9 protein-coding genes and 2 pseudogenes are annotated in these 14865 nt (G+C 71.4%); 5 read left to right on the forward strand and 6 right to left on the reverse strand.

The window, feature by feature from the left end:
- Positions 1 to 5 precede the first annotated feature (5 nt).
- The 4 genes from MCBG_RS10080 to MCBG_RS10095 all read right to left on the reverse strand — a co-directional run bounded on the left by MCBG_RS10080 (position 6) and on the right by MCBG_RS10095 (position 4979).
- On the reverse strand, positions 6 to 647 hold the full coding sequence (locus MCBG_RS10080; protein ID WP_043325250.1) for an NHL repeat-containing protein: 642 nt from the start codon (positions 645 to 647) through the stop codon (positions 6 to 8).
- Complete coding sequence (locus MCBG_RS10085) at positions 647 to 1543, reverse strand: 50S ribosomal protein L11 methyltransferase (RefSeq protein WP_043325252.1); 897 nt, start codon at positions 1541 to 1543, stop codon at positions 647 to 649. The genes MCBG_RS10080 and MCBG_RS10085 overlap by 1 nt, the downstream gene beginning before the upstream one ends.
- A 128-nt stretch (positions 1544 to 1671) precedes the next feature.
- Positions 1672 to 2871, reverse strand: coding sequence for a DUF6004 family protein (locus tag MCBG_RS10090; protein ID WP_030499571.1), 1200 nt, complete (start codon positions 2869 to 2871; stop codon positions 1672 to 1674).
- Positions 2872 to 3077: 206 nt separating this feature from the next.
- A complete protein-coding gene (locus MCBG_RS10095) occupies positions 3078 to 4979 on the reverse strand; it encodes an AfsR/SARP family transcriptional regulator (protein WP_223201159.1) in 1902 nt (633 codons plus the stop codon).
- A 372-nt stretch (positions 4980 to 5351) separates the two neighbouring features.
- Here MCBG_RS10095 and MCBG_RS10100 point away from each other — a divergent pair, with 372 nt between their 5' ends.
- Positions 5352 to 7835: an ATP-dependent Clp protease ATP-binding subunit gene (locus tag MCBG_RS10100; protein ID WP_043325257.1), complete on the forward strand. Its 2484-nt coding sequence runs from the start codon at positions 5352 to 5354 to the stop codon at positions 7833 to 7835.
- Here the strand turns inward: MCBG_RS10100 and add are convergent.
- Together add and MCBG_RS10110 are read right to left on the reverse strand one after the other, a co-directional pair.
- The gene (add, locus tag MCBG_RS10105) at positions 7826 to 8803 is read right to left on the reverse strand and encodes an adenosine deaminase (protein WP_181373827.1); all 978 of its coding nucleotides are present in this window, start codon (positions 8801 to 8803) and stop codon (positions 7826 to 7828) included. The genes MCBG_RS10100 and add overlap by 10 nt on opposite strands.
- Positions 8803 to 9609, reverse strand: a complete 807-nt coding sequence (locus tag MCBG_RS10110; protein ID WP_223201160.1) for a helix-turn-helix domain-containing protein — start codon at positions 9607 to 9609, stop codon at positions 8803 to 8805. Before MCBG_RS10110 ends, add begins: the two co-directional genes overlap by 1 nt.
- Positions 9610 to 10022: 413 nt before the next feature.
- Between MCBG_RS10110 and MCBG_RS10115 the strand changes: the two are divergent.
- From MCBG_RS10115 to MCBG_RS10130, 4 genes and pseudogenes are all read left to right on the forward strand, one after another.
- A pseudogene (locus tag MCBG_RS10115) lies at positions 10023 to 10993 on the forward strand (DUF1702 family protein).
- Positions 10994 to 10997: 4 nt separating this feature from the next.
- Positions 10998 to 12950: a CRTAC1 family protein gene (locus tag MCBG_RS10120; protein WP_043325262.1), complete on the forward strand. Its 1953-nt coding sequence runs from the start codon at positions 10998 to 11000 to the stop codon at positions 12948 to 12950.
- A complete protein-coding gene (locus MCBG_RS10125) occupies positions 12947 to 13918 on the forward strand; it encodes a hypothetical protein (protein WP_043325264.1) in 972 nt (323 codons plus the stop codon). The genes MCBG_RS10120 and MCBG_RS10125 overlap by 4 nt, the downstream gene beginning before the upstream one ends.
- Before the next feature lie 32 nt (positions 13919 to 13950).
- Positions 13951 to 14865 (forward strand): annotated as a pseudogene (locus MCBG_RS10130) (beta-ketoacyl synthase N-terminal-like domain-containing protein); the annotation flags it as partial.

The following is a 14865-nucleotide window of genomic DNA, read 5'->3' on the forward strand; positions in this document are numbered from 1 at the left end:
GGACGTCAACCCTTCGTGATGCCCGGCACCTCGATCGCCCGGAGCTGCAGGGTGGTGAAGTCGCAGTACCAGATGCGGCGGCCGTCCCAGGTGATGCCGGTCGGGTTGCCCGCGACCGAGTAGGCGGCCACCTCCCGGCGGGCCGCCACGTCGTACAGGTTGATGGTGGCCGCGTCGCGGTCGGAGTAGACGAGGTAGCTGTCGGAGACGGTCAGGCCGGCGATCGGCTGCCGGACCGGGAACGTGTCGATCAGCCCGAAACCGTCCGGGTCGCGCAGGTCGACCTGGCGCAGGTCCTCGTAGCCCAGCCAGAGCCCGTGCCGGGTCGCCTCCAGCCCGCACAGCACGTTGCCGGGGCGCGGGTTGCCGAACTCGCCGAGCAGCTCGCCGTCCTCGGGATCGACCAGCCGCAGCACGCGGTCGTCGCCCGCCACCTGCAGCAGCCGCCCGCCGATCGTGGTCAGGTCGGTGCGCACGCCGGGGCAGTCGAGCCGGCGGACCACCTTGCCGCTGATCGGGTCCAGGGAGGCGATCTGGCTGGAGACCGCCTCGGAGAACCAGAGGCACTCCGCGGACCAGGTCAGGCCGCAGAGCTTGAGAGCACCACGGACGGGAATGTCGCGGACGGTACCCACCGCGAAGGGCATCAGGACCTCCTCTGCCGGGACAGGCCGCACTCCAGCCGCCAGCCGGTCACGGCGCGGACGTCGCGCCGGGCCGGCCGGCGCAGGGCGACGGACAGCTCGTCGCCCTCGGCCACGTCGGTGTGCCGCAGCGGCCACACCCAGACCGCCCAGTTGCATCCGGGGTACGACGGGAAGTTCGACAGCGTCACGTCGTCGGTGAAGTCGGCGGTGAAGAAGCCGAGCACGGCGTGCAGCCTCCCCGGCGCGATGACCGGCAGCCGCTGCCGCAGCGTCTGCCGGGACGGCGACCGGCCGTCGAGCGCCTGGTCGAGCACCACTGTGGGCTCGGTCAGCAGCTTCGGCGGACGCTGGAAGAAGTGCAGCTGGGCCGCCGGGGCCACGAGCTCCTGCACCGGGTCGAGCCGGTAGCCGTAGAAGTCGCCGCCCCACAGCCCCCAGCCCTCGTCGGCGAACTCGGCCGCGGCCAGCCAGGTCCGCAGCCGCCGGGGCACCACCCGGCCGCCGGGGCGCAGGTGGCGACGGGCGATCACGTGCAGCACCTCGGCCATCTCCTCCTCCGGGCCGAGGTTTCCCATCATCTCGGAGACCAGCACGTCCGCCTTGCGGGGCAGCCGGACCGTACGGGCGTCGCCGGTGACCAGGGTGAGCCGTCCCTTGAGGTCGTTGGCCTCGATGATGCGGGCCGCCGCCGCGGCGGTGGCCGGGTCGGCCTCGACCGCGTACACGTGCTCGGCGCCGTGCCGCAGCGCCAGCAGGGAGAGCGCGAGCAACCCCGCGCCCACGTCGACCACCACGTCGCCGGGGGTGACGGCCTCCTCCAGCGCCCTGTCGTACGCCCGCAGCCGGGGCGCGTCGCCGAGCATCATCTGGTGCATGAGCAGCAGCCGCTGGTCCACGCGGTACCCCCTGAGCGCGCGTCCCTCCCGACCGCCGTAGCAGCCGGGAGGGACATCGTGACGGTACGTTGCTATTGGTTTTACTAGTAGAACCTCTGGCCGGCAGGCCCGTCAAGCGGACCCGTCGGTCAGGCGTTCACCGCGGCGTGCTCGCCGACCAGCGCGTCCCGCATCACCAGGTTGACGCCGGTGAGGCGAGCCTTCGGCTGCTCGTCCACGGTGACCAGGGCGGTGTCCGAGCCGTCCAGCTTGAGCTCGGTGCCGGTGGCCTCCATGCCGCGCATCTTGCCGTTGACGTGCACGGAGTTGGCGGCGTAGAGCGTCTCGTGCGGCGTGACCAGCTCGAACTCGGCGTCGATGTGCAGGTCGCCGGGGAACTTGAGCCGGCTGAGGCTGTCCTCGTTGCCCTCGCCCAGCGTGCCGCCGGAGACCCGCGGCCAGCTCGCCCGCAGCATGACCCGGCCACCCAGCTCCGGGCTGTGTCCGACGACCGCGACGCGGGCCAGCTGGGCGAGCACGCCCGGGCCCTCGTCGTGCTTGTCCGGGCCGAAGAGCAGCACCTCGGCACCGGCCGCCTTGCGGTAGTCCCCGGCCAGGTCGACCCGCACCGTCTTGCCGTTGACCTCGACCTCGATCTGCCCCTCCAGCGAGGTCTGCATGATCATGGACGGGTCGACCAGCATGGACATGCACGGGCCGGCGCTGGGCGCGAAGAACAGGTTCGGCGTGATCCCGACCGGCTGGTTCTCGTCGTTGGCCGGGTACCACGCCTCCGGCAGCGTGGTGCCCTTGACGACGTTCGGCGCGGCCATCACGTCGAAGGGACCGTCACCGCGCGGCTTGCCCAGGTAGGGCCCGGTCAGCGGCTTCTTGAACGGCGGGACGCTGTCGACCACGCCGTAGATGTCGATGACGTTGCGGTGGGCGAGCCGCAGCGTGCTCGACTCCAGGATACCGAAGCGGCGGATGTAGAACTCGGCCGGGAAGTTCTTGCCCGGCACGATCTGCCGCACGTGCCCGCTGTTGGGCAGGAACGGGTTGGACAGCACCTGGATGCGGTCGTCCAACTCGTAGCTGAACCCCTTGATGCCCACCTCGGGCGCGCTGATCAGCTCGGTGGCGAACTGCGCGTAGCCGTTCTCGTCGACCTTGTGCTCGAAGCCCGGCATGGGCCACTTGTTGAGCTGCACGAAGCCGGACAGGTTGATCGTCTCGCGGCGGCCCGAGTAGTAGTCCTCGCCGAAGACCACGGTTGCCGCGGCGAGGATGTGCGGGCGGATCGGCTTGGGTTCGAGGTTCAGGGACTCGTAGGTCTCTCTGGTGCTCAAGCCAGACACCTCCAATGTCTGTCGGCAGGGGTCAGCGGCGGTCTGAGGGCCGCTGGTGGACCGGACCCGACCGGTCCCGCCGAACTTCAAGCTATGTGTTTTTAAAGCGTGCTGTCAATGCCTGAGGCATCGTCAGGTGTCATCGGCCTCCAGAACACGACGGCCCGCTCCCCCGGCGGGGAGCGGGCCGTCGCGGCGGCCGCCGGTCAGTCCGGCACGGCCGCCGCGCCGGCCGGCAGCAACGGCCGGGACAGCGGCAGGGGCAGTTCGGCGGCGGGACTCGTCACGGCCCCCGGGGTGCCCGTCTCCAGCGCCAGCCGGCGCAGCAGGCCGAGCATCCGGTACCGGCCGCCGGTCGTCCCGACCGGCATCACCAGGGACTTGTCCACCAGGGCGGCGAGCACCACCCGCACGTCCGTGGGCCCGGACGGATGGGGCCGCCAGAACCGCTGGGCGGCCGCCAGGTCGAACACCCCCGGCAGCAACGCGACGCGCTGGAACAGACAACGCTCGGCCACGTCGAGGCGCTGGACGCTACGGTCGAGCATCGCCCGCAGCGACGTGTGGCGTGACTCCGGTCCGGCGGCGGGCGGGCGGAGTCCGTCCAGCGGTCCCTCCAGCTTGCGCAGCACCCCGTCCAGACTCTCGGTGGCCAGGCACGCCGCCGCCATCTCCAGGGCCAGCGGCAGGCCGTCGAGCCGGCGGCAGATCTCCACCGCGACCTCCGCGTCCCGCCGGTCGAGGCGGAACCCAGGGCGGGCCTGGGCCGCCCGTTCGGCGAGCAGCGCGACCGCCGGATTGGACAGGACCGACGGCCATCCGCCCGGCTGCGGCACCGGGAGCGGATGCAGGCGCTGGACCCGCTCGTACGGCAGCCCGAGCGGCTGACGCGAGCCGGTCAGCACCGCCACGTCCGGGCACGCCAGCAACAGCCGGTCGGCGACCACCGCACACGCGTCGACCAGGTGCTCGGCGTTGTCCAGCACCACGAGTGTCGGCTGGTCGCGCAGCAGTTCGACCGGATCCTCGGCGCCGTTGCCCCCGAGCATCCGGGCCAGCCGGCGTTCCAGCTGCCGCCGGTCACTGAGATCGAGCGTGTCCACCGTCAGGACCCCGCCGGTGAAGACGCGGGCGGCCTGGTGGGCGGCGCGCAGGGTCACCGCCGACTTGCCACAGCCGGGCGCGCCGGTGACGGTCACCGCGCGGTACTTCGCCAGCAGGGCCGCCAGGTCGGCGATGTCCCCGGCCCGCCAGTGCAGCGGCCCGGAGATCGGCCCGCAGCCGGGCCTGCGCCTTGCGGCCGGCACCGCCGGCGCCGGCCGGGGCACCGGTGGACGGCCGGCCGGGCGCACCAGCGCCCGGTGCACCGCCCGCAGTTCCTCCCCCGGGTCGACGCCCAGTTCGGTACGGAGCCGCTCGGTGATGTCGGCGTACCGGTGCAGGGCCACGGTCCGGTGCCCGCTGCTGCCGAGCACGGCCAGATAGTCGGCCTGGATCGCCTCGTGCAGGGGTTCCAGCCGGGCCAGCCGGGTGGCGGTGTCGAGCACCGCCGCGGCGCGTCCCAGCCGCAGCCCCAGACCGACGTAGCTGTGCGAGGTCGCCACCCAGGCCGCACCCAGGGCCTCCACCTCGATGTTGTCGTGCAGCAGCGAGCGCAGCTCACCGAGGGTCGGGCTGCGCCACAGGTCCAGCGCCTGCCCGAGCAGGTGGAACGCCTCCTCACGGCAGCCCTCGCCGATCCGCTTCTCGGCCTCGGCGACACAGCGGCGGAACCGCGCGACGTCCGTCTCGACGGTCTCGGCGCGCAGCGAGTACCCGGTGACGGTCGAGGCGATGACCCGTACCCGGCGCCGCGGCGGATGCTCCGGTTCGAGGACCTGGCGCAGCCGGGCCACGTACGTGTGCACGAGCGACCGGGCGCTCGGCGGGACTACGCCGCCCCAGACCGCCTCCTCCACCTCGCTCACCGGGACGCTGTCGCCCAGGCGTAACGCCAGAAGCGAGAGCACCGCCCGCTGCTTGGCCGGTCCGGGCTCCACCGGATGCCCCTTCCGCCGCACGCGCAGCGGACCCAACAGGTCGACCCGGTAACAGGCGCGACTCTCCATCATCTATCCCCCCAGGCTCAGCGTGAGCCCGAGACTGGCACATCCGGTTACCACGTCGCCACACTCAGCTATTGCTCAGGAAACTCGGCAGGCCAGGCCGCCAACCCGCCCGAGCAGCGTGATCACCGCCCGGGACGTGCGTAAAGGCCGCCGGGCGGAACGACGACGGCGGGGAGTTCTTTTTCATATGGCGAAGCTATTGATAGAAGTTGCGGGCCGTGCCGGGTTGCGTGACCCGGTTCCGACGAAGGCCCACCCTGAAAGGGATGCCGCCCACCTGGAGGCCCGTGTCGCGCATCCAGGATAGACAGAATGCTATATGAAATCTTAGTATTCTGGTGGCCGGATGACTCAGGTGAGGAGCACGAGGGCATGTTCGAGCGGTTCACCGACCGAGCGCGACGGGTTGTCGTCCTGGCCCAGGAAGAGGCCCGGATGCTCAACCACAACTACATCGGTACGGAACACATCCTGCTGGGCCTGATCCATGAGGGTGAGGGTGTCGCGGCAAAGGCTCTGGAGAGCCTCGGCATCTCCCTGGAGGGCGTGCGTCAGCAGGTCGAGGAGATCATCGGCCAGGGCCAGCAGGCGCCGAGCGGGCATATTCCGTTCACGCCGCGGGCCAAGAAGGTGCTGGAGCTGTCGCTGCGGGAGGCGCTGCAGCTGGGCCACAACTACATCGGCACCGAGCACATCCTGCTGGGCCTGATCCGCGAGGGTGAGGGCGTCGCCGCGCAGGTCCTGGTGAAGCTGGGCGCGGACCTGAACCGGGTCCGTCAGCAGGTCATCCAGCTGCTGTCGGGGTATCAGGGCAAGGAGCCGGCCGCTGCGGGTGCGGCGCCGGGTGAGGCCGCGCCGTCGACCAGCCTGGTGCTGGACCAGTTCGGCCGGAACCTGACCCAGGCCGCCCGCGAGGGCAAGCTCGACCCGGTCATCGGGCGGGAGAAGGAGATCGAGCGGGTCATGCAGGTGCTGTCCCGCCGCACCAAGAACAACCCGGTGCTGATCGGCGAGCCCGGCGTCGGCAAGACCGCCGTGGTGGAGGGCCTGTCGCAGAAGATCATCAAGGGTGAGGTGCCCGAGACGCTGAAGGACAAGCAGCTCTACACCCTCGACCTCGGTGCGCTGGTCGCCGGTTCCCGCTACCGGGGTGATTTCGAGGAGCGGCTGAAGAAGGTGCTCAAGGAGATCCGCACCCGCGGTGACATCATCCTGTTCATCGACGAGATCCACACGCTCGTCGGTGCGGGCGCGGCGGAGGGCGCGATCGACGCGGCGAGCATTTTGAAGCCGATGCTGGCCCGTGGTGAGCTGCAGACCATCGGCGCCACCACGCTGGATGAGTACCGCAAGCATTTGGAGAAGGACGCCGCGTTGGAGCGTCGTTTCCAGCCGATCCAGGTGGGTGAGCCGTCGCTGGCCCACACCATCGAGATCCTCAAGGGCCTGCGGGACCGCTACGAGGCGCACCACCGCGTCTCCATCACCGACGCCGCCCTGGTCGCCGCCGCGACGCTGGCCGACCGGTACATCTCCGACCGGTTCCTGCCGGACAAGGCGATCGACCTGATCGACGAGGCGGGCGCTCGGATGCGGATCCGCCGGATGACCGCGCCGCCGGACCTGCGCGACTTCGACGAGCGCATCGCCCAGGTGCGTCGGGACAAGGAGTCCGCGATCGACGCGCAGGACTTCGAGCGGGCCGCGCAGCTGCGGGACACCGAGAAGCAGCTGCTGGGCCAGAAGGCGCAGCGGGAGAAGGAGTGGAAGGCCGGTGACCTGGACGTCGTCAGTGAGGTCGACGACGAGCAGATCGCCGAGGTCCTCGGCAACTGGACCGGTATCCCGGTGTACAAGCTGACCGAGGAGGAGACCTCCCGGCTGCTGCGCATGGAAGACGAGCTGCACAAGCGCGTCATCGGCCAGGAGGACGCGGTCAAGGCGGTCTCGAAGGCGATCCGCCGTACCCGGGCCGGGTTGAAGGACCCGAAGCGGCCGTCCGGGTCGTTCATCTTCGCCGGCCCGTCCGGTGTCGGTAAGACCGAGCTGTCCAAGGCCCTGGCGGAGTTCCTGTTCGGGTCCGAGGACGCGCTGATCCAGCTGGACATGTCGGAGTTCCACGACCGGTACACCGTGTCCCGGCTCGTCGGTGCCCCGCCCGGCTACGTCGGCTACGACGAGGGCGGGCAGCTGACCGAGAAGGTACGTCGCCGGCCGTTCTCCGTGGTCCTCTTCGACGAGATCGAGAAGGCCCACCCGGACGTGTTCAACACGCTCCTGCAGATCCTGGAGGACGGGCGCCTCACCGACGGTCAGGGCCGGATCGTGGACTTCAAGAACACGGTCATCATCCTGACCACCAACCTCGGTACGCGCGACGTCGCCAAGGCGGTGTCGCTGGGCTTCCAGGCCTCTGAGGACTCCGAGTCGAACTACGACCGGATGAAGCAGAAGGTCAACGACGAACTCAAGCAGCACTTCCGGCCCGAGTTCCTCAACCGGATCGACGACACCATCGTCTTCCACCAGCTGCACGAGACCGAGATCCTCTCCATCGTCGACATCATGATCCAGCGCATCGAAACCCAGCTCCGCAACAAGGACATGGGCCTGGAACTGACCGACAACGCCAAGAAGTACCTCGCGAAGAAGGGCTTCGACCCGGTGCTGGGCGCGCGGCCGCTGCGTCGCACGATCCAGCGCGACATCGAGGACAACCTGTCCGAACGGATCCTGTTCAACGAACTGCCCCCCGGCCAGATCGTCGTCGTGGACTGCGAAGGCGACCCCGACGACACCGACACGTCCACACTCGTCTTCCGGGCCGGCAAGCCGGTGCCGACGGGTCAGCCGTAGGCCCGCCGGCCCACCGCCATCAGATGATCACGCGTCGCGTCGTCGCAGAGCGCCCCGGCCACCCCGGCGGCGTACGCCCGCTCGGGCCCGAGCCCGAGACGCGCCGCCAACTCGTGCTCACGGCCCAGATCGGTACCGAACATCGCCGGGTCGTCGGTCCCGACCGAGCAGCGCAGACCGGCGGCGACGAGGCGGGGCAACGGATGCGCGGCCTCGGACTCCACCACCCGGGTCCGCAGGTTCGACGTGGGGCACACGTCCAGCACCACACCCCGGTCCCGCAGCTCGGCGAGCAGGTCGTCGTCCTCGGCGGCCCGGATGCCGTGACGGATCCGGGCCGGAGCCAGCTCCAGCAGGTCGCGTACCGAATCCGGCCCGCCCGCCTCGCCGCCGTGCGGGACGAACGCCAGACCGCCGTCGCGGGCGATCGCCACCGCCCGGGCGAACGCCTTCGCCGGCGCGGCCAGCTCCGGCCCGCCCAGACCGAACCCGACCACGCCCCGGTCCCGGTACCCCACGGCCTGGCGGGCGCACTCCTCGGCGTCGGCCGGCGGCAACTCGCGGTCCACGTCGGGCGTCAGCAACACCCGTACGCCGTGCCGCTCGTACGCCTCGGCCGCGCCGTCGGCGTACCCCTCGAAGATGTCCGCCCAGCCGACGCCCCGGCGCACCCGCTCGGCCGGCGAGAAGATGCCCTCCAGGTAGACAGCGCCGTGCGTGACCGCCTCGGCGGCGTACGCCACCACGATGCGCCGGAAGTCGTCGGCCGTACGCAGGCAGTTGGTGGTCAACACCCAGGTGCGGACGAAGTGGTCGAAGTCGGTGAACTCGTAGAGCTGACGCAGACCCTCGACCGTCTCCGCGGGCAGCCGCTGACCGTTACGGCGGGCGATGACCAGGAGCGTCTCCGGCCGTACCGTCCCTTCGAAGTGGACGTGCAGCTCGATCTTCGGGGCCGGCACGGCCATCAGGCGGTTCGGAGCGCGCGCCGCTCGGCCATCACCGGCGTCCGCCCCCGCCAGCCGGCCTGCGACACGCCCAGCAGCCAGCGCAGCGGCGTGGCCGAGAGCAGCGGCGGATCGGTGACCCGCACCTGGCGCACCGGCACCGTGAGCGTGGCCCGCGCCACGGTGATGCGCTGGGCGCTGCCCGTCTCGGCCGGTATCCGCAGGTCCGCGTCGCCGATCAGGAAGCTGTCCGGCGCGCCGTCGACGAGCGCCGAGGTGGCGTCCCGGTCCGGGCGCAGCAGCAGGACCCGGGCGCGGTGCTCGCCCGGCGGCACGGTGGCGGGCAGCGCGGCCGGCAGTGGACGCGGCGCGGCCGTCCACCATTCGTTGCGCCCCCCGTCGTGGGGCGCCACCGCGGCGAGCAGCAGCCCCGGCAGGTCCACGGTGTCGAGGTGCATCAGCGCCCGGGGGCCCTGGCCGGCGACTATCGCGCGGCTGCGGATCACCGGCAGCAGCGCCGCCACCGACACGCCCGCCAACTGCCGGGCGAGCTGGCGGAACCGCTCCGGGGGCAAACTCACCCAGCGCCGGAACTGGGTGGTGAACGTGCCGACGCTGGAGTACCCGACCTGGGCGCTGATCGCCGTGACGGTGAGCGAGGAACGCAGCAGCAGCCGTCGCGCCTCGGCCATCCGCAGGGCGGCCAGGAAACGTGCCGGTGTCATCGAGGTGGCCTGCTTGAACACGCGATGGAAATAGAAGGGGCTGAACGGGGCAAGGCGCGCCAGCGTTTCCAGCGGCAACGGCCTGCCGAGCTCTCTTTTCATGTGCTCAATCACCCGGACAATGGCGGCCGACCGGCCGTCATGTTCCTTGCAGTCGGCACCTGAAAACTGCCCCATGGCCCCTCCATCGCTACCCGGAAACCGTGACCAATAGTGCTGTGCGGCTCTTGAACGAGTCTTGATTTGCCGCACGCGGGCCGCTCGGGCGCCCTCGGCGGCAGGCGATACGTGCTGGCCGGAGCCGGTGCGGGACCCACTTCCAGGCTTGCGCGCACCCGGCTCCGCGCGCCCGCCGAAGCGGTGCCGACGGTCACCTGAGGCAACACAGCAACCTGCGAGAAGACAGTCGCCGAGGCGTTCCGCGAGTATTGGCCAGAGCGGGCACGCCAATCGAAGAACTTCTCTGCAGGCGAGCAGGATCCGCACGCGTACACCCACGGCGAATTGGACTTGCCATGGCCCGAATATTGTTGGCACTGCGACAACGAATCCTGACGCCGGATAAGCGCGAGGCGTTGTTTGACACACGCGGCTTCCATGTCAAGAACGACGCCGCGCGGCAGGCCCTGGAAAGCGCCGGGCAGAGTTTCATCGGCGGTTTCGGTGACGCCGCCGGGGCGCCGGAGCCCCGGGCCGCCGAGGAACTGCTGGAAAGCCGGCCGGCGCCGCTGCGCGGCTTCGCCTACGAGGGCGCCGCGATGGCGTACGCCCTGATGGACGGCCTCCGCCCCGGCGGCGGCCGGGGCATGGCGCGGTTCCTGGCCGGGCGCGGCGACGCGCACGTCTACATGGCCCACGTGGGCGCCGGCTGGGCCATGGCCCGGCTGCCCCGCTGGCGCCGGCCGGCGATCCTCCCGCCCGACCCGCTGCTGCGCTGGCTCGCCCTCGACGGCTACGGCTTCCACCAGGCCTTGTTAAACGACGGCCAGTACGTCAACGCACGGCACGCGACCCGGCGCACATCTGGCCGGCGGAGCTGCGGCACTACGCGCCGCACGCGGTGGACCAGGGCATCGGCCGGGCGCTGTGGTTCGTCGCCGGCGCCGACCCGGCCGAACTGGTCCGGCTGCTCCACCGGTTCCCCGCCGACCGGCACTCCGACCTGTGGAGCGGGGTCGGCCTGGCCGCCAGCTACGCCGGTGGCGCCGATCTGACGGAACTGCGAACGCTGCGCGAGGCGGCCGGCGAGCACCGGGCGGCGCTCGGCCAGGGCGCCGCGTTCGCGGCCAAGGCCCGGATGCGGGCCGGACACGTGCCGACGCACACCGCTGTCGCGGTCGGCGCGTTCTGCGTCACCAGCATCGAGCAGGCCGCCGCGATCACCGATGCCGCCCTGACCGATCTGACCGACTCGGCGTCGCTGCCCGCCTTCGCGGTGTGGCGTCAGCGGATCGCCGACCATCTCGTACTGCTGGGGAGGTGCTGACCGGGTGTCCATGATCCTGGGTTGGGGCCGACGTCATCTCGCCGGGCTGACCGCCCTGCTGCTGATCGTCGGCCTGTTCCTGATCGCCGAGCCGGCCACTGCTACCGACGAGGAACGGCGACGGGTGGCCGCGGGCTACCGGTTCACGCCGCTGTCCATCGCGATCCCGGGTGGTCTGCCGCAGCAGAGCATCCGCCGGGTCAACAAGGAGTACACGCACATCGACGCGTGGATCTCGTCGGTGGGCGCCGGGGTCGCCATGAACGACATCGACGGCGACGGCCTGGCCAACGACCTCTGCGTCACCGACCCGCGGATCGACCGGGTGGTGGTCACCCCGACGCCCGGGGCGCGCCAGGAGCGGTACCAGCCGTTCGTGCTCGACCCGGCGCCGCTGCCGATGGGGCCGCACATGGCGCCGATGGGCTGCGCGCCCGGCGACTTCAACGAGGACGGCCGCACCGACCTGCTGGTCTACTGGTGGGGCCGGACACCGGTGATCTTCCTGGCCCGCCCGGACGCCACCGGTCTGTCCGCGGCGGCGTTCCAGCCGGTCGAGCTGGTCCCCCGGCCCGCCGCCGCCGACGGCGGCTACACCGGGCCGCGGTGGAACACCAACACGGTGAGCGTGGCGGACTTCGACGGCGACGGTCACGAGGACGTGTTCGTCGGCAACTACTTCCCCGACGGCCCGGTGCTCGACCACACGGTCAGCGGCGGCGTGGCGATGAACAGGTCCATGTCGGCCGCGTACAACGGCGGGCGCGACCATGTCCTGCGCTGGACCGGCGCGACCGCCGACAGCGTCACCTTCGCCGACGTGCCGGACCTCTTCGACGACGACGTCTCCCGCGGCTGGGCACTCGCGTCGACCGCCACCGACCTCGACGGCGACCTGCTGCCCGAGCTGTACGTGGCGAACGACTTCGGCCCCGACCGGCTGCTGCACAACCGCTCCACACCGGGCCGGGTGCGGCTGGCCCTGGTCGAGGGCGAGGGCAGCCGGCTCACCGTGCCCAAGTCGAAGATCCTCGGGCACGACTCCTTCAAGGGCATGGGCGTGGACGTCGGCGACCTGGACGGCGACGGCCTCTACGACATGTACGTCGGCAACATCACCACCTCGTTCGGCATCCAGGAGAGCAACTTCGCCTTCGTCAACCAGGCCCGGGACACCGACGACCTGCGGCAGCGGCTCGCCGACGGGCGGGCGCCGTTCGTCGACCGCAGCGCCCCGCTCAACCTCGCCTGGAGCGGCTGGAGCTGGGACGTCAAGATCGCCGACCTGACCAACAGCGGCCGGCCCGACATCGTGCAGACCAGCGGCTTCGTCAAGGGCGAGGTGAACCGGTGGGCGCAGCTGCAGGAGCTGGCCACCGCCAACGACACGCTGCTGGAGCACACCTCGGCGTGGCCACGGGTCCGGCAGGGCGACGACATCGCCGGCGGGCAGCCGCTGCGCCTGCACGCCCGGATGCCCGGCGGCGCCTACGCCGACATCGCCGGCCAGCTCGGCCTGGCGGTGCCCATCCCGACCCGGGGCATCGCGCTCGGCGACGCCGACGGCGACGGCCGGCTGGACATGGCGGTGGCCCGGCAGTGGGACGCGCCGGTGTTCTACCGCAACGACAGCCCCGGCACCGGATCGCAGCTGTCCCTGAAGCTGAACCGGCCGCCGGCCGGCGACGCCGCCACCGGCTCCCCGGTGATCGGCGCGGACGTCACCGTCCGCACCCCGGACGGCCGTGTGCTGCGCGGCCGGGTCGACGGCGGCAGCGGCCACTCCGGCCGGCGCAGCTTCGAGGTGCACATCGGCCTCGGCGACGTAACCGGGCCGGTCCAGGTCGACCTGGCCTGGCGGGACCGCACCGGCGCGCCACGCGCGCAGACGGTGACGCTCACCCCCGGCCGGCACGCGCTCACCCTCGGCACCCAGGCACAGGAGGCGAGTTCATGACGAAGCCACGCGACCCGCGAGTGACAGCGCTGCGCCGCTTCGCGATCTCGATCACCGTCCTCAACATCCTCGGCTACACGGTCCTCGGCTTCGAGCAGCCCGCGCTCTGGCCGGTGTACGCCGTGCTCACCGCGTACGCCGCCGAGCTGCTGCTGGAGGCGGTGGGCGCCCGAGGTGAGGGCCGCGCCCCCCGGTACGCCGGCGGCGTGCGCAACCTGGTCGAGTTCCTCTTCCCCGCGCACATCACCGCGCTGGCGGTGAACATGCTGCTCTACACCAACGACCGGGTGCTGGTGATGCTCTTCGGCGTGCTGGTGGCGATCAGCGGCAAGTGGCTGCTGCGGGCGCCGGTCAACGGGCGGCTGCGGCACTTCATGAACCCGTCGAACTTCGGCATCGCGATCGTGCTGCTGCTGTTCCCGTGGGTCTCCATCGCGCCGCCGTACCACTTCACCGAGAACCTCTCCGGCCCCGCCGACTGGGCGATCGTGGCCGTGATCCTCGTCCTGGGCACGATGCTCAACGCGAAGCTCACCCGCCGGATGTGGCTGATCGCCGGCTGGCTGTCGATCTTCGTGGTGCAGTCGGTGGTCCGGGGCCTGGTGCTGGACACGTCGATCGTGGCCGCGCTGGCCACCATGACCGGTACCGCGTTCGTCCTGTTCACCAACTACATGATCACCGATCCGGGCACCACGCCGAGCCGGCCCGCCGCCCAGTTCGCGTTCGGTGGCGGCGTGGCGCTGGTGTACGGCGTGCTGACCGGCGCCTCGGTGACGTACGGGCTCTTCTTCGCCACCGCGATCGTCTGCCTGGTCCGCGGCACCTTCCTCTGGTCGCTGCACGCCTCGCGCCGCGAGCAGCGGCGCCGCGAGCAGGACCAACCCGTCTCGCCCGCAACGCCCGGGACACCGGCCACCGCCGGTCCCGTCTCCGCGGACAACGGCAAGCGGCCCGTGCCCGCCTGATCCGCGAATCGCACAACCCCAGGAGTGACGACATGAGCAGAATCGCGGTCGTCGGCATGAGCTGCCGCTACCCGGAAGCCGATTCGGTGGCCGACCTGTGGCGCAACGCCCTCAGCGGACGCCGCGCGTTCCGCCGGCTGCCGCCGGAGCGGATGAGCCTGGAGGACTACTGGGACGCCGACCCGGCCACCCCGGACCGTTTCTACAACCGGCACGCCGCCGTCATCGAGGGGTACACGTTCGACCGGATCCGGCACCGGATCGCCGGCAGCACCTACCGCTCCACCGACCTCACCCACTGGCTGGCGCTGGACGTGGCCGGCGAGGCGCTCGCCGACGCCGGCTGGCCGGACGGCGCCGGGCTGCCCCGGGACCGTACCGCCGTGGTGGTCGGCAACACCCTCACCGGCGAGTTCTCCCGCGCCAACGTGCTGCGGCTGCGCTGGCCGTACGTGCGCCGGGTGCTGGCCGCCGGGCTGCAGGAGCAGGGGTGGCCCGACCGGCGGATCGCGGAGTTCCTGGCGGTGACCGAGGAGCGGTACAAGAGCCCGTTCCCGCCGATCGACGAGGACACGCTCGCCGGTGGTCTCTCCAACACCATCGCCGGGCGGATCTGCAACCACTTCGACCTCGGTGGCGGCGGCTGGACGGTGGACGCCGCCTGCGCCTCCAGCCTGCTGTCCGTGGTCACCGCCGCGCGCGCCCTGGCCGACGGCGAGGTCGACGTGGCGGTGGCGGGCGGGGTGGACCTGTCCATCGACCCGTTCGAGATGGTCGGCTTCGCCAAGGCCGGCGCGCTGGCCCGCGACGAGATGCGGGTGTACGACGAGCGGTTCGCAGGGCTTCTGGCCGGGCGAGGGCTGCGGCATGGTCGTGCTGATGCGCCACGACGACGCGGTGGCGCAGGGCCGCACCGTGTACGCGACGATCGCCGGCTGGGGCGTCTC

The sequence above is a fragment of the Micromonospora sp. M42 genome (assembly GCF_000568915.1).
GTDB lineage: Bacteria > Actinomycetota > Actinomycetes > Mycobacteriales > Micromonosporaceae > Micromonospora > Micromonospora chalcea.

Excerpts from the sequence above, each read along its gene's own strand:
- add (WP_181373827.1), bottom strand. The coding sequence starts at position 8,803 with ATGGCCGTGCCGGCCCCGAAGATCGAGCTGCACGTCCACTTCGAAGGG.
- MCBG_RS10080 (WP_043325250.1), bottom strand. The coding sequence starts at position 647 with ATGCCCTTCGCGGTGGGTACCGTCCGCGACATTCCCGTCCGTGGTGCT.
- MCBG_RS10125 (WP_043325264.1), top strand. The coding sequence starts at position 12,947 with ATGACGAAGCCACGCGACCCGCGAGTGACAGCGCTGCGCCGCTTCGCG.
- MCBG_RS10100 (WP_043325257.1), top strand. The coding sequence starts at position 5,352 with ATGTTCGAGCGGTTCACCGACCGAGCGCGACGGGTTGTCGTCCTGGCC.
- MCBG_RS10110 (WP_223201160.1), bottom strand. The coding sequence starts at position 9,609 with ATGAAAAGAGAGCTCGGCAGGCCGTTGCCGCTGGAAACGCTGGCGCGC.
- MCBG_RS10095 (WP_223201159.1), bottom strand. The coding sequence starts at position 4,979 with ATGGAGAGTCGCGCCTGTTACCGGGTCGACCTGTTGGGTCCGCTGCGC.